General features: G+C 63.6%; 14 protein-coding genes. 10 read left to right on the forward strand and 4 right to left on the reverse strand.

The annotated features are described in order from the left end of the window. Positions 1–9: 9 nt before the first annotated feature. Genes B7G53_RS17930 through B7G53_RS17945 form a run of 4 tightly spaced genes read right to left on the reverse strand, consistent with a single transcriptional unit; the run spans position 10 to position 4,067 of the window. Positions 10–777, reverse strand: coding sequence for an SDR family NAD(P)-dependent oxidoreductase (locus B7G53_RS17930; protein WP_096670219.1), 768 nt, complete (start codon positions 775–777; stop codon positions 10–12). A gap of 10 nt (positions 778–787) precedes the next feature. Further along, positions 788–2,035: a thiolase family protein gene (locus tag B7G53_RS17935; protein WP_096670221.1), complete on the reverse strand. Its 1,248-nt coding sequence runs from the start codon at positions 2,033–2,035 to the stop codon at positions 788–790. A 34-nt stretch (positions 2,036–2,069) separates the two neighbouring features. After that, a complete protein-coding gene (locus tag B7G53_RS17940; RefSeq protein WP_096670223.1) occupies positions 2,070–2,876 on the reverse strand; it encodes an enoyl-CoA hydratase/isomerase family protein in 807 nt (268 codons plus the stop codon). A 12-nt stretch (positions 2,877–2,888) separates the two neighbouring features. Then, positions 2,889–4,067, reverse strand: a complete 1,179-nt coding sequence (locus B7G53_RS17945) for an acyl-CoA dehydrogenase family protein (protein WP_096670225.1) — start codon at positions 4,065–4,067, stop codon at positions 2,889–2,891. Between the two features lie 185 nt (positions 4,068–4,252). Between B7G53_RS17945 and B7G53_RS17950 the strand changes: the two genes are divergently transcribed. The 10 genes from B7G53_RS17950 to B7G53_RS17990 all read left to right on the forward strand — a co-directional run bounded on the left by B7G53_RS17950 (position 4,253) and on the right by B7G53_RS17990 (position 14,556). Further along, positions 4,253–5,776: a class I adenylate-forming enzyme family protein gene (locus tag B7G53_RS17950; protein WP_096670227.1), complete on the forward strand. Its 1,524-nt coding sequence runs from the start codon at positions 4,253–4,255 to the stop codon at positions 5,774–5,776. A 112-nt stretch (positions 5,777–5,888) separates the two neighbouring features. Beyond that, complete coding sequence (locus B7G53_RS17955) at positions 5,889–7,073, forward strand: lipid-transfer protein (RefSeq protein ID WP_096670229.1); 1,185 nt, start codon at positions 5,889–5,891, stop codon at positions 7,071–7,073. A 33-nt stretch (positions 7,074–7,106) separates the two neighbouring features. Further along, positions 7,107–7,550 carry a MaoC family dehydratase N-terminal domain-containing protein gene (locus B7G53_RS17960; protein ID WP_096670231.1) on the forward strand — a complete coding sequence of 148 codons (444 nt, stop codon included), beginning with the start codon at positions 7,107–7,109 and terminating at the stop codon, positions 7,548–7,550. A gap of 10 nt (positions 7,551–7,560) precedes the next feature. Beyond that, positions 7,561–7,977, forward strand: coding sequence for a MaoC family dehydratase (locus tag B7G53_RS17965; RefSeq protein WP_096670233.1), 417 nt, complete (start codon positions 7,561–7,563; stop codon positions 7,975–7,977). A 64-nt stretch (positions 7,978–8,041) separates the two neighbouring features. Beyond that, a complete protein-coding gene (locus tag B7G53_RS17970) occupies positions 8,042–8,869 on the forward strand; it encodes an SDR family NAD(P)-dependent oxidoreductase (RefSeq protein ID WP_170954822.1) in 828 nt (275 codons plus the stop codon). Positions 8,870–8,882: 13 nt separating this feature from the next. Then, on the forward strand, positions 8,883–10,490 hold the full coding sequence (locus B7G53_RS17975; RefSeq protein WP_096670237.1) for an acyl-CoA carboxylase subunit beta: 1,608 nt from the start codon (positions 8,883–8,885) through the stop codon (positions 10,488–10,490). A gap of 44 nt (positions 10,491–10,534) precedes the next feature. After that, positions 10,535–12,538 carry an acetyl/propionyl/methylcrotonyl-CoA carboxylase subunit alpha gene (locus B7G53_RS17980; RefSeq protein WP_096670239.1) on the forward strand — a complete coding sequence of 668 codons (2,004 nt, stop codon included), beginning with the start codon at positions 10,535–10,537 and terminating at the stop codon, positions 12,536–12,538. Positions 12,539–12,573: 35 nt separating this feature from the next. Beyond that, positions 12,574–12,762: a hypothetical protein gene (locus B7G53_RS22915; protein WP_176491402.1), complete on the forward strand. Its 189-nt coding sequence runs from the start codon at positions 12,574–12,576 to the stop codon at positions 12,760–12,762. Continuing rightward, on the forward strand, positions 12,743–13,675 hold the full coding sequence (locus B7G53_RS17985; RefSeq protein WP_096670241.1) for an MBL fold metallo-hydrolase: 933 nt from the start codon (positions 12,743–12,745) through the stop codon (positions 13,673–13,675). Before B7G53_RS22915 ends, B7G53_RS17985 begins: the two co-directional genes overlap by 20 nt. Before the next feature lie 92 nt (positions 13,676–13,767). Next, positions 13,768–14,556 (forward strand): enoyl-CoA hydratase/isomerase family protein, encoded by a 789-nt coding sequence (locus B7G53_RS17990; RefSeq protein WP_096670243.1) that lies wholly within the window; start codon positions 13,768–13,770, stop codon positions 14,554–14,556. The last annotated feature ends 2 nt before the right edge of the window (positions 14,557–14,558 follow it).

A 14,558-nucleotide genomic window follows, 5' to 3' on the forward strand; every position in this document is an offset into this window, starting at 1 on the left:
CGGTCTCGTTCAGCGCGCGCTCATGCGTGCGCCGGCATCAATGTGCAAACAGGTAGCGTTGATATAGGGGTTCTCGACGATGGATCGCACCAGGTGGGCCAGCTCGCTGGCTTGACCCATGCGGCGCGGGAACAGAATCATCCTGTCAACGATGGCCTGCGCGACTTTCTTTGGCAGGCCCGCGACCATCGGCGTTTCGAACAAGCCCGGTGCAACCGCCACGCAGCGGATGCCCAGATCGGCCAGGTCGCGTGCCACCGGCAGCGTGAGGCCGATCACCCCGGCCTTGCTGGCGGCGTAGGCCGCCTGTCCCATCTGGCCGTCCTGTGCGGCACCGGACGACAGGTTGATGATGACGCCGCGCTCATCGCCCTCAGGCTCATTGCGCGCCATCGCCACGGCGGCCAGGCGCAGCACGTTGAACGTGCCGGTCAGGTTGACGGCAATCACCTTGTCCCACAGTGCCAGGGGAAAGGGTTTTCCGTCGGAAACGGTCTTGGCTGCGTCGGGTACGCCAGCGCAGTTGATGCAAATGTGAATGGCACCAAAGCGGGCCAAGGTTGCGTCGATGCCCGCCTGCACCTGTGACTCGCTGGTGACATCTACCTGCTCGAACATGGCGGCAGAACCCAGCTCGGTGATTGCCTGCACACCACGCTCGCTGTCGCGGTCGAACAATGACACCCGTGCGCCGCCTGCGGCGAGCGCATCAGCCACCGCGCGCCCCAAGCCTGAAGCACCACCTGTGACGATGGCCACCTTGTCATGCAAATTCATCTTTTTCCCTTCAACGACCGAGGATGGTGATCGCGGCCACTGCTTCCTCCAGGCCGAACAGCCCGCCACCGTTCTCGGCGATGGCGAGTCGTGCGCGCTGAACCTGGCGGGCTCCCGCTTCTCCACGCAGTTGCGTGACCAGTTCGTGCAACTGGCCCAGTCCGGTGGCGCCGATCGGGTGCCCTTTGGATTCCAGTCCGCCCGAGGTATTGATGGGAATACGGCCGCCAATGCTCGTACCGCCACTTTCTGCAAGTCGCCCACCTTCGCCGAAATTGCAGAAACCAAGGTTCTCGCTCTGCACGATTTCGCCGATGGCGGTGGCATCGTGCACCTCGGCCAGCGAGATGTCCTGCGGGCCGATGCCGGCGAGTTCGTAGGCGCGTCTGGACGCCTTGACGGTGATGTGCTGGGCCACGTCTTCCGGTCGGCGGTTGGTGCCGGTGGTCACCACCGAGGCGAGCACTTTGATGGCGCGCCGACGGTCGGTCAGACGGGCCAGCGCCGCCTCCGAGCAGACAATGGCTGCGGCTGCGCCATCGCTGATGGGCGCGCACATGGGTAGCGTCAGAGGATAGGTGATCGGTGGCGCGGCCAGTACCTCTTCGATGGTGTAGGCATTGCGGTATTGCGCCAGCGGGTTGTGCACCGAATGGCCGTGGTTCTTGGCCGAAACGGCGGCAATTTGTCGCTGCGTGGTGCCGAACTCGCGCATGTGAAAGCGACCAAAGGCGGCGTAGATGTCCATGAACAGGCTGTAGGGCGCTTTCGACGTGGAGCCATCGGGCGGCTCGATACCGTGCCCCATTTGCAGCAGTCTACGCTTGTTCTCCTCGACCATGGCCACGTCCCAGGCACCATCGAAGACGCTGAACATTTTGGCTTTGTCGGCGCAAAACATTTTCTCGGCACCAATGGCCAGCGCGATCTCGCCTGCCCCCGAGCGCACGTACTGCACCGCCAAGTTGAAGGCCGAGCTGGCACTGGCGCAGGCGTTTTCGATGTTGAAGATCGGGATGAATTCGAAGCCCATCGTGCGCAACGCAATCTGGCCGCGGATCATGGTCTGGCCTTCGAGCGCGCCCTGGGTGGCGTTGGAGAAATACGCCGACTGGATGTCGCTGACGGACAGTCCGGCATCGGCCAGGGCGGCGTTCACGGCAGCGGCGGTCAGTTGCTTGATATCGCGGTCAAGAAACTTGCCGGTCGGCGTCATGCCGACGCCGGCAATGTAAACGGCGGCTTGCGGGCTGGTCATGGTAATGCGTCCATTCAGAAGGAGTGGGGTGAAATCAGTAGCCCTTGAAATCGGGCGTACGCTTGCCGACGAAAGCCGCGAGGCCCTCTTGTATGTCGTGCGAATGGCGGTGCGCGTCGAGCACCAGCCGCTCCAGCCGCAGTGCCGAAGCCTGTGGCTGCTCAAGACCGTCCGCCACGGCCTGTTTCATGCGGCGCAGCACCAGCGGGCTCTTGCTGGCGATGCGCAAGGCGAGTTTTTCGACCTCGGACACCAGCTCGGCATCGGGCACCACGCGGTTCACCAGGCCCAGCGGAACCAGTTCGCGTGCGGGCAGGGTGTCGCCGGTGAACAGCAGGTATTTGGCGGCGGTGGCACCGATGCGCCGTGGCAGGATCGCCGCGCCGCCAGCGCCCGGAAACACGCCGAAATTGGCATGCGCGTCGCCGATGCGGGCGCTGTCGGCGGCGATGATCAGGTCGCAGGCCATGGCCAGCTCCAGCCCGCCGGCCATCGTCAGTCCGTTCAGCGCCGCAATGGTGGGCTTGGGACACGCGCGCAGACTATCCATCATGCCGCCGACGAGATCGAGAAACTCGCCCATCGGGTCGCTTGGGCCGGGTTCGCCAGTGCTGCTCTCGAACACGCCCTTGAGGTCGGCGCCGGCACAGAAGGCGCGGCCAGCGCCGGTCAGCACGATGACCCGGATGGCCGGGTCACGCTCGCAACGCTCGGTCGCATCGCGCAATTCGGCGCACATCGTCTCCGACAGGGCATTCATCGCATCGGGCCGGTTCAGCGTGATCCACGCCACGGCGCCGCGCTGATCGAAGTGAATGGCTGAGAAGGGCTGCATCGTCATGTATCCCGGGCATCAGCCGCGCAGCAACTCTTCGGCGATGATCATCTTGCGCACCTCCGACGTACCCGCGCCGATCTCCAGGATCTTGATGCAGCGGAACAGGCGGTTGATCTCGGACTCCCAGATGTAGCCGCTGCCACCGTGCACTTGCACCGCCTTGTTGAGCACGCGGTTGCAGGCCTCGCCCGCATACAGGATGGAGGCGGCGGTCAGCTTGTGGGCATCGCCGCGGCCACCGCCGCCTATTTCCAGGTCATTGACCTCGGCCAGCGTGCGCCAGACCAGGGTCTTCATGGCCTCGATCTCGGTGTACATCTCGGCCAGCATGGCCTGCACCATCTGGAAGCTGCCAATCGGCTTGCCGAACTGCACGCGCGTCCTGGCGTACTCGACGCTCAATTCGAGCGCACGTTCGCAGATGCCCACGCACAAGCCGGCCACCAGGGCGCGTTCCAGATCAAGCCCGCTCATGACGATCTTGACGCCTTCGTTTTCCTTGCCCACCAGGTTGGCCACCGGCACGCGGCAGTCGTCGAACACCAGCTCGCCGGTCTGGCTGCCGCGAAAGCCCATCTTGATCAGTTTTTGGGCCACTTTGAAGCCGGGAAAATCCTTCTCGACGATGAAGGCCGAGATGCCCTTGGCACCCAACTCCGGCGCGGTCTTGGCGTAAACCAGCAGCACGTCGGCGACCGGGCCGTTGGTGATGTAGATCTTGGTGCCGTTGAGGATGTAGTGGTCGCCCTCGCGGCGCGCGCTGGTGCGCATGGCGCCCAGGGCGTCGGAGCCGGCGCCGGGTTCGGTCAGGCCGAGCGCGCCGATTTTTGTGCCGTTGCACAGGCCGGGCAGGTACTGGCGGCGCTGCGCCTCGTTGGCGTTGCGGAAGATGTTGTTGACGCACAGGTTATCGTGCGCCGCCCAGGACAAGGCGATGGCGGGGTTCCAGCGCGCAAAGGCCTGGCAGATCAGGCCCGAGCTGAACAGGTCCATGCCCGCGCCACCATGCTCGGCAGGCACGGTGGCCCCCATGAAGCCGGCCGTGCCGATTTTTTGGAAAATATCCGGCGGCCACCATTCCTCGTCGTCCATGCGGCGCGCGAGTGGCACGAATTCCTTGCGCGCGAACTTGTCGGCGGCTTCGAGCACGGCGCGGTCGTCGGCGGAGAGAGCAAAACTGCGAGGGGCGGCCATGTTGGGATGCCAATCAGTGTTTGGGTTGTGGGTCAATGAGCCACGGCGCGCACCAGAGCGAGCCTGCGCGGACGAGACCTCCTTTGGGTTGATGCGAATTTAATGGGGTATTGTAAAACTGTCAAGCGTTTGGTAGGATACGTCGCTGACACTCACTCGGAGTGCCAGAACGGGAGGCGGTGTACATGGGAGACGGAATCGGTGCATATTCATTGACGGTGGCCGACCTGTTACGCAAGCAGGTGGCCGTCCGTGCCGAATCGATGGCTGTCGAGGATGAACGGGGTGCGCTGAGCTACCAAGCGCTTGATCAGCGCGTGAATCGATTGGCCCATGTACTGGTTCAGCATGGCGTTGCGATGGGTGACCGTGTGGCACTGCTGTCGGAGAATCGCCGCGAATACCTCGAAACCCAGTTGGCAGCTGCCAAGCTGGGCGCCATCGTGGCCTGCCTGAACTGGCGCCTGGCCGATGCTGAAATGACGCATTGCGTGCGCCTGGTTTCGCCGCGCGTTGTGCTTGTGTCGGCGCGCCATGCGCCGATGCTCGCGCGCATCGATCATGGCGTGCCCCAAGTGATCGACATCGACGCGCGCTACGAGGAATTGTTGGCTACGGCGCCTGAGAGCGACCCGCAGATCGATGTCGATCCCGCACAGGGTCTGGTTATTCTCTACACGAGCGGCACCACCGGCGTTCCCAAGGGGGCGGTGATCAGCCACCGCGCGATGGTTGCGCGCGCGATGTGTTTTTCCGCTGAATTCGGCATTGGTGCCGACCGCAACTTTCTGGCTTGGTCGCCGCTGTTCCACATGGCAGCCACCGACTTTAGCCTCGCTACCCTGATGTTGGGTGGCAAGGTGGTGATTCACGACGGGTTCGATGCTGACGGTCTGTGCGCGGTACTTGAGCGCGAACCGATCAGCTGGCTGGTGGCGATGCCAGGCATGATAGAGCCGCTAATCGATGGTCTGAAGCGCAACCGGCCGCGCATCCGCAGTGTTCGCATGGTCGGTGCGATGGCCGATCTGGTACCGCTGCAGCAGATCGCCGAACTCACGCGCCTGATTGGCGCTCCCTACCTTAACAGCTTCGGCGCGACGGAGACGGGCTTGGCGCCGGCTTCCGGAGTTCTGCTGGCGCAAGGCGTCGTGCCCGAAAGTCTGGCTAAGCGCGAGTCGGGTTTTTGCCGCATCCGCCTCGTCGATGCCGATGACCGCGACGTGCCTGTCGGCGTGCCTGGTGAACTGGCGATCCGTGGACCGACGCTGTTCTCGGGCTACTGGGATGCTCCCGAGGTCAATGCGATCGACTTTCGCGGCGGCTGGTTCCACATGGGCGACCTGTTCGTTCGGCAGGCTGACGGCTCGCTAAATTTCGTCGACCGTGCGAAGTACCTGATCAAGTCGGGGGGCGAGAACATCTATCCTGCGGAGATCGAGCGCGTACTGCTCGCGCATGAGACGGTGCTCGACGCCGCCGTGGTACGACGAAGTGACGCGCACTGGGGAGAAGTGCCCTTGGCCTTCGTCGCGCTCAAGCCCGGAGCCGCCGCAGACGCGCAGGCTCTGATGCAGTGGTGCCGCGCGCAGCTGGCCGGCTACAAGGTTCCCAAGGACATTCGGTTTGTCGATGCCGCCGCGTTCCCGCGCAGCAGCACGGGCAAGATACAGCGTCATGAGATCGAGCGCCAATGGGTAGCCACATGATCGGAACAGGACAGTTGTGCCGCATTCACCCGTGACACCTATCAGGTCATGCCGCTCGCGGCGCGACCATTCATCAGCGTCAGACGACGCTTCAACCTGAGGAGTTAGAGTTATGAGTCGTAAAGTCATCGTTGCCGGTGTGGGCATGGTTCCGTTCACCAAACCGGGCGCCAGTGAGCCCTATCACGTGATGGGAGAGAAGGCCGTGCGCCAAGCCCTGGCCGATGCGCGCCTCGAGTACCCCATGATCCAGCAAGCCTATGTTGGCTATGTGTATGGCGATTCCACCTGCGGCCAGCGGGCGCTCTACCCGGTGGGCATGAGCGGCATACCAATCGTCAACGTCAACAACAACTGCTCCACCGGTTCGACGGCGCTGTTTCTGGCGCGCCAGGCGGTCGAAAGCGGTGCCGCCGAGTGCGTGCTGGCCCTGGGCTTCGAGCAGATGGCCGCCGGTGCCATCAAGGCCCAGTTCGAGGACAGGCCGACGCCCTTCGAGGAATTCGACCGGGCCGCCGCCGACATCGTCGGTCACCCGGAAATCCCGCTGGCCATCCGCTACTTCGGCGGTGCCGGCAAGGCGCACATGGACAAGTACGGCACCAAACTGGAGACCTTTGCTAGCATTCGCGCCAAGGCCAGCCGCCATGCGGTGAACAACCCGCTGGCGCTGTTCCGCAAGGAGGTCTCGGTTGATGACGTGATGAACGCACCCGTGCTGTGGGAGGGTGTGATGACCCGCCTGATGGCTTGTCCGCCGACCTGCGGCGCCGCTGCTGCGGTGATCTGCTCCGAAGCCTTCGCCAAAAAGCACGGGCTCGATACGCGCGTTTCGATTGCTGCCCAGGCGATGACGACCGATTTCCCCAGCACTTTCGAATCCAAAGACATGATGCGCGTGGTCGGCTTCGACATGGCGCGCGAGGCGGCGCAGCAGGTGTACAAGCAGGCCGGTATCGGTCCGCAGGACGTGAACGTGGTCGAGCTGCACGATTGCTTCGCGCAGAACGAACTGATCACCTACGAGGCGCTGGGCCTGTGTCCGGAGGGCGGTGCCGAGAAGTTCGTGCTGGACGGTGACAACACCTACGGCGGCAAGGTCGTGACCAATCCGTCTGGCGGCCTCCTGTCTAAGGGCCATCCGCTGGGTGCCACCGGCCTGGCGCAATGTTACGAGCTGACCCATCAACTGCGCGGCACGGCGGACAAACGCCAGGTCAAGGGCGCCCGTGTGGCCTTGCAGCACAACCTCGGGCTGGGCGGCGCTTGCGTCGTCACGCTTTACCAGGCCGCATGAGCACAGGCGCAGAAAACCAGGAGCTGGAGTCCCATGATTGACAAGAAATTCATCGGTTACGAGGTGCCGCCTACGCTGTGGGATGTGGAGAAGGGGCGCATCCGCTTTTTCGCCGAGGTGATCGGTGCCACCGATCCGATCCACCTCGACGCGACCGCCGCCAAGGCCGCTGGCTACCGCAACGTCGTGGCGCCGCCGACCTTCATCTTTGGCGCCGAGAGCGATTCGGGGGTGTTGATGAAGTTGCTCGACACGCTCAAGATCGACCTGCGCAAGGTCTTGCACGGCGAGCAGCGTTTCGACTACCACGCTCCGGTGTGCGCTGGCGACACGCTGCGCTTTCAGACCCGGATCTCCGACATTTACGACAAGAAGGGCGGCGCGCTCGAGTTTGTCGTCAACGACACGAAGGTCACCAATCAGCTCGGCGAGCATGTCTCCGACCTGCACTCGGTGATCGTCGTGCGCCACGCCTGAAGGAATATTCATGAACGTTCAAGTAAAAATCATTGATGTCGGTGACGACATGCCCGTGCTGGAACTGCCGCCGATCAGCCGCACCACCCTGGCCCTGTTCGCCGGTGCGTCGGGCGACCACAACCCGATCCACATCGACATCGACTTCGCCCACGGCGCGGGGATGAAGGATGTGTTCGCGCACGGCATGTTGTCGATGGCCTACCTCGGGCGCGCGCTCACCGAATGGGTGCCGCAGCGCCAGATCCTCAGCTATGGCGTGCGCTTCGCGGCCCTGACCCATCTCGGCGACCGCGTGCGCTGCAGTGGCAAGGTGGTTGAAAAGCTCGAGCATGCAGGCCGACCTTGCGTGCGCGTTCAAATCAGCGCGACGAAGGCGACAGGCGAAATCACGCTGGCCGGCGAGGCTTTGGTTGCCTTGAACTGAGACTGCCGTCTGGCGGCCCGACTTTTTATTTCTTTCCTTTTAATCACAAGCAAGGACACACATCATGAAAAAACTCGAAGGCAAAGTGGCCATCGTTTCAGGTTCGGGCCGCGGCATTGGCCGCGCGATCGCCATGAAGCTGGCCAGCGAAGGCGCCAAAGTGGTCGTCAACGACCTCGACGCAGCCCCGGCAGAGCAGACCGTGGCCGACATCAAGAAGGCCGGCGGCATTGCCGTGGCCTGCGTGGGCAGCGTCACCGCCGACGGTTTCGCTGATCGCTTCGTCAAGACCGCGATTGACAGCTTCGGCGGCCTGGACATCATCATCAACAACGCCGGCTACACCTGGGACAACGTGGTTCAGAAGATGACCGACGAGCAGTGGAACGCCATTATTGATGTGCATCTGACCGCGCCGTTCAAGATTTTGCGCGCCGCCGCGGAGTTCATCCGCGTCACCTCGCGCAAGGAAGCCGAAGCCGGGCAGGAGGTGTTCCGCAAGGTGGTCAACATCTCATCCATCGCCGGCACCGGCGGTAACGCGGGCCAGGCCAATTACTCGGCGGGCAAGGCCGGCATCATCGGCCTGACCAAGGCGCTGTCCAAGGAGTGGGGGCGCTACAAGGTCAACGTCAACGCCGTCGCTTTTGGCATGATCAAGACGCGGCTGACCGAAGCTTCGGCCGGCGGCAACGCATCGATTGATGTCGAAGGCCGCAAGATCAAGGTCGGCGTCAACCCCGATCTGCTGGAAATGATGGAGCGCACCATTCCGCTGGGTCGCGGTGGCACGCCCGAGGAGGCGGCCGGATCGGTCTACCTGCTGTGCATTCCCGAATCGAACTACGTCAGCGGCCAGACGCTGATCTGCGGCGGCGGCATCTCGATCTAAAGCGCAAGCTTCGATGAGCTTGATGACATCTACCGCCGCGCCGAACTCGCCCGAGTTCCAGCGCAACCGTGAAGCCTACGAGGCGCGCATTGTCGATCTGCATGAACGCCGCGCACGTGCCCTGATCGGCGGCCCCGAAAAGGCGCGCTTGCTGCACAAGAAGCGCAAGCAGTTGCTGCCGCGCGAGCGTCTGGCCGCCGTGCTCGACCCCGGATCGCCCTTCCTCGAGTTCGGGCAGCTTGCCGGCGACGGCCTGTACGAGGGCGTGCCACCGGGTGGCAGCATCATCACCGGCGTGGGGCTGGTGTGCGGGCGCGCCTGCATGCTGATGATCCACGATGCCACGGTCAAGGGCGGCACCTACTACGGCATCACTGCCAAAAAGCATGTGCGGGCCCAGATGTTCGCCTGGCAGCACCGGCTGCCGTGCATCACGATGGTCCAGTCGGGCGGCGCCAACCTGCCGGAGCAGGCGCATATTTTCCCCGACGACGGGCAATTCGGCTCAATCTTTTACAACCAGATCCGCATGTCGGCCGAGGGCATCACCCAGATCGCGACCGTGCACGGGCCGTCCACCGCCGGCGGCGCCTATCTGCCGGCGTTGTGCGACGAGGCGGTGATCGTGCGCAATCAAGGCGCGATGTTCCTTGCCGGGCCCGAACTGGTGTATGCCGCCACCAAGGAAGAGGTTGACATTGAAACCCTGGGCGGCGGCGATATGCACAGCCGCATCAGCGGCGTCACTGACCATCTGGCCGAGAACGACGGCCATGCCATCGCCATCGTGCGCGGCATCGTGGCCAACCTCGGCACCGTGGCCCGGCAGCGCTGGGATGTGGCTGCGCCGCTGCCGCCGCGCCATGACCCGCGCGAGATCTACGGCATTGTCAGCGCCGACAACCGGCATCCGACCGACAACCGTGAAGTGCTGCTGCGGCTGATCGACGACAGTGACCTGCAGGAGTTCAAGCCGCTGTATGGCGACACCATGATCTGCGGCTTTGCCCGCATCAAGGGCTTCCAGATTGGTATTCTGGCAAACAACGGCGTGATCTTCTCCGAGAGCGCGCTCAAGGGCGCGCACTTCATCGAGTTGTGCTGCCAGCGCGACATTCCGCTGCTGTTCATCGCCGATGTGTCGGGCTTCATGGTCGGTAAAGCGGTCGAGCAGCAGGGCATTGCCAAGCACGGTGCCAAGTTCATGACGGCCATGGCCTCGGCCAACGTGCCGCGCTACACGCTGATCACCGGCGGCTCGTACGCGGCGGCCTACCTGGCCATGTGCGGACGCCCGTTCAAGCCGAATGTGATGATGATGTGGCCCACCGGCCGTGCCGCGCTGATGGGCCCCGAGCAGGCGGCCACCACGCTGACCATGGTGCGCGAGAACATCCACCGGCGCGAGGGCACAAGCTGGAGCGACGAAGAACGCGAGCAATTCAAGCAACCGATACGCGAGCAGTTCGAGAGCTTTTCCAGTCCCTACAACTACGCCTCCAACCTGTGGTGCGACATGGTCATCGACCCTCTGGAAACACGCGACACCATGGCCTTGCTGCTGGAGCTGGCGGGCCGTGTGCCGCAGCGCGACACGCACTTCGGCGTGTTTAGGATGTGAGGCTGACATGTCCAAAAAAATCCTGATCGCTGCGGGAGGCCGCCGTGTTTAAAAAAATCCTGATCGCCAACCGCGGCGAAATCGCCTGCCGCATCGCACGCACCTGCCAGCGCCTCGGTATTGCGGTGGCCGGCGTGCATTCCAGCGCTGATCGCGATGCGCTGCATGTCGACCTGATCGGCGAGTCTATCGAAATCGGTGGGGCAGCGGCGGCCGAGAGCTACCTGCGCATCAATGCGGTGATCGATGCGGCCCGGCGCACCGGGTCGCAGGCCATTCATCCGGGTTTTGGCTTTCTGGCCGAGAACGCGGCGTTCGCGCGCGCGGTCGAGGCGGCCGGCCTGGTCTTTATCGGCCCGACGCCCGAGGTCATTGAGCGCCTGGGCGACAAGGCCTCGGCCAAGCGCGAGGCGCGCGCCGCTGGCGTGGCCGTGCTCGGCGGCAGCGAGCTGCCCAGCCGCGACGCGGCCGAAGTGGCGGCCACCGTACGCGGCCTGCCACTGCCGGTGATTCTGAAAGCGGCCGCCGGTGGCGGCGGCAAGGGCATGCGGGTGGTGCAGCAGTTGGACGGACTGATGGAGGCCATCGAGTCGGCCATGCGCGAAGCCAAAAGTTCCTTTGGCGACGCGGCGTTGATCGTCGAAGCCTTTGTCGAGCGCGGGCGTCACATCGAGGTGCAGATCGTCGGCGACGGCCATGGCGAAGTGATTCACCTGTTCGAGCGCGAATGTACGCTGCAGCGGCGCCATCAAAAAGTCATTGAAGAGGCGCCAGCGGTGAACCTCGCCCCGGCGCTGCGCGAGGCGATGCTCAGTGACGCGGTGCGCCTGGGGCAGCGGCTGCGCTACCGCGGCGTCGGCACGGTGGAATTCATCGTGCAGGGCGAACAGCACCACTTTCTCGAAGTCAACCCGCGGCTGCAAGTCGAGCATCCGGTGACTGAAGAGGTGACTGGCATCGACATTGTGGAGGTCATGCTGCGCATCGCTGCCGGCGAGGGGCTGCCCTTGCGCCAGGGCGAGGTGCGGGTGCAGGGCCACGCGGTCGAGGCGCGGGTCTGCGCCGAGGATGCCGCGAAAAATTTCCTGCCCTCCACCGGCGAGCTGATCGCGGTGCGGTTCCCGACTTCTGGCGTGCGGGTCGAATCGGGTGTGCGGGCCGGCATGGCGGTCACGCCGTACTACGACTCGATGCTGGCCAAGCTGATTGCGCATGCGCCCACGCGCGAGGCGGCGCTGGACCGCCTGAGCCTGGCGCTGGGCGAAACCCAGGTCCACGGCGTCGAGACCAACTGCGCTTTTCTGCAGCGCCTGCTGGCCCTGCCCGCCACGCGCGACGCCAGCTTCCACACCCGTCTGATTGACGAGGTGCTGGCCGAGGGGAGTCAGGGCGTGAGCAGCGCGCCGCTGGAGCGGCTGGCCGCAGCGGCGGCCTGGTGGTTGCTTGATGCGCGGCGCAGCGGCAAACAATTCGGGGCCTGGTCGGCCCTGGATGTGACGGGCTGGCAGATGCACGCCGGCGACGACCGGCTCACGCCGATTCCGGCCCTGCTACTGCACTCAGGCGGCGCAACGCACGAGGTCCGGTTTGGCGCCGTCTCGCCCGAGCCCGAAGTGACGGTGCAAATCGGCGCCGAGCGGGTTCGCCTGGCGCTGACCGCCATGGCCGGGGGCGATTGGCGTTTGCGCATGGGGGATCGCCATGAGGTGCTGACCATCGTGCGCAGCGACGATACCGTGTTTGTGCAGGGCGGCGGCACCGCCCACGCCATTGGCGTGACCTCCTACCTCAGCCAGGCCGTCACCGGCCGGCAGGCCAGCGGCCAGTTGCGCACGCCGATGATGGGGATGATCCTGAAAACCCATGTGGCAGTTGGCGAGCGGGTGCGCGCCGGCGATGTGGTGGCGACGATGGAGTCGATGAAGATGGAGCTGCGCATCAATGCCGACCACGATGGGGTGGTGCGCTCGCTGTCGGTGCAGGCCGGACAGATGGTCGAGCGCGGCCTGGTGGTGGCGGTGATCGAATCCGAAGACGCGGTGGAATGAGCGGGTCACCAGATTTCCTGCCAGGAGATAACGACGTGAGCGAGACAGCAACTGTTCCGTGCGAAGTGCGGGATGGCATTGCCACCGTGAAGATCAACCGGCCCGAGATGCCCAGCGCGCTGCTGTCAATGGATGCGGCGCTTATGGTTGCTATTAATTTGATAGTAGCTTGCGCCCGTAAATCTGGAGTTAAAGGCCGTTTTGATGCAAAAAACCAGTTTTGACCGGAAACTTCCGACAGGCGTTCAAGTTTTTGAACGCGGCTGGCTGTCCTCAAATAACATTCTGTTCCTCGGATCGCAGGCCAGCGCACTCGTTGACAGTGGCTACAGCACGCATGCGGAACAAACCACCGAGTTGGTCGGCGCCGCTTTGCAGCGGCGGCCGCTGGATTTACTGCTCAATACGCATTTGCACAGCGACCACTGCGGAGGCAATGCCGCCCTCCAGCGCAGTTATCCAGAACTTCAAACCCTCATTCCTCCCGGCCATGCATCACTTGTCTCGTCGTGGGACCCCGTCGCCCTGAACTATGTGCCATCCGGGCAACACTGCCTCCGGTTCAAGTTCGATGGCCTTCTTTTACCGGGCACGGAAATTCAGCTGGCAGATACGGCGTGGCAAATCCATGCGGCACCAGGCCATGATCCCCATTCAGTCATTCTGTTTGAGCCTCGGTCCCAAACCTTGATTTCGGCAGATGCCTTGTGGGAAAAAGGCTTCGGCGTGGTGTTTCCGGAGCTCGATGGTGAAACCGCGTTCGACGACGTGGCCGCTACGTTCGACTTGATTGAGCGGCTTGATCCGCGCTGGGTCATTCCCGGCCACGGCTCGGTATTTGGCTACCGTGCCGAAGTTCTGGCTAACGCGCGTGAGCGCCTGAACGCCTTTGTCAAAAGTCCTGACCGACATGCGCATCATGCCGTCAAGGTTTTGCTGAAATTCAAACTGCTTGATCAGCAGCAAATGCCTTTTGCAGATTTTGTCAGATGGGCCGCCAACACCAGCTACTTTCAGCTCATTCACCAGAGGTTTGTTCCTTCGGTTCCCATCGACCACTGGATGGAACAGTTGACGCAAGAGCTTGTGCGTTCAGCAGTCGCACGAAGAGAAGGTGACATGGTCTACAACGCGTGAAATCGGTCACGGCGTGAACCATGCGACGAAGGCGCTGACGAATCAGCGGCCGTATGAGCAGAGCAAGCAATTTTTTAACAGGAGATCAGGATATGAGTGAAGCAGAAACGGTTCTGTACGAAGTGCGCGATGGCATTGCCACCGTGAAGATCAACCGTCCCGAGATGCGCAATGCGTTGTCACCGGCCGCCGCCAACCGGCTGCATGACCTGTGGGGCGAGGTCGATGCCGATAAAAACGTGCGCGTGGCCATCCTGACCTCGGCCGACTGCGGCACCTTCTGCGCCGGGCTCGACCTGCGCGAGGCCGCGCGTGTCAAGAAGGAAGAGGGCGTGGACATCCTGACCAAGATGAAGGACCCATTTCACGGCCGCCAGCGCCGCGTGGCCAAACCCATCATCGCCGCCATGACCGGCCACCTGATCGCCGGCGGCATGATGCTGAGTCTGAACTCGGATTTGCGCGTGGGCCTGAAGGGCACGCAAGTCGGCATTACCGAGACGCGCATCGCCGGGCGTGGCAGCCCCTGGGCCATTCCCCTGCTGTGGATGCTGCCGCAGCCGATGCTGATGGAGATGGTGCTGACCGGCGACCTGTATCCGATCGAGACCTTCCATGGGCTGGGTTTCATCAACTACCTCGAAGACACGCCCGACGCCGTGCGCGTCCGCGCCACCGCGCTGGCCGAACGCATCCGCGACAACGCGCCGCTGTCGGTGATGGCGGGCAAGGAATCGATCATGACGGCGATGAGCGCTGGCTGCGAGGCCGGCATGGCGCTGGCGCACAACATTTACCGCGCCGCCTACGCCAGCGAGGACGCGCAGGAGGGTCCGCGTGCCTTCGCCGAGAAGCGCAAACCGGTGTGGAAGGGGTGCTGAAA

Source organism: Polaromonas sp. AET17H-212, assembly GCF_002379085.1.
Classification (GTDB): Bacteria; Pseudomonadota; Gammaproteobacteria; order Burkholderiales; family Burkholderiaceae_C; genus Polaromonas.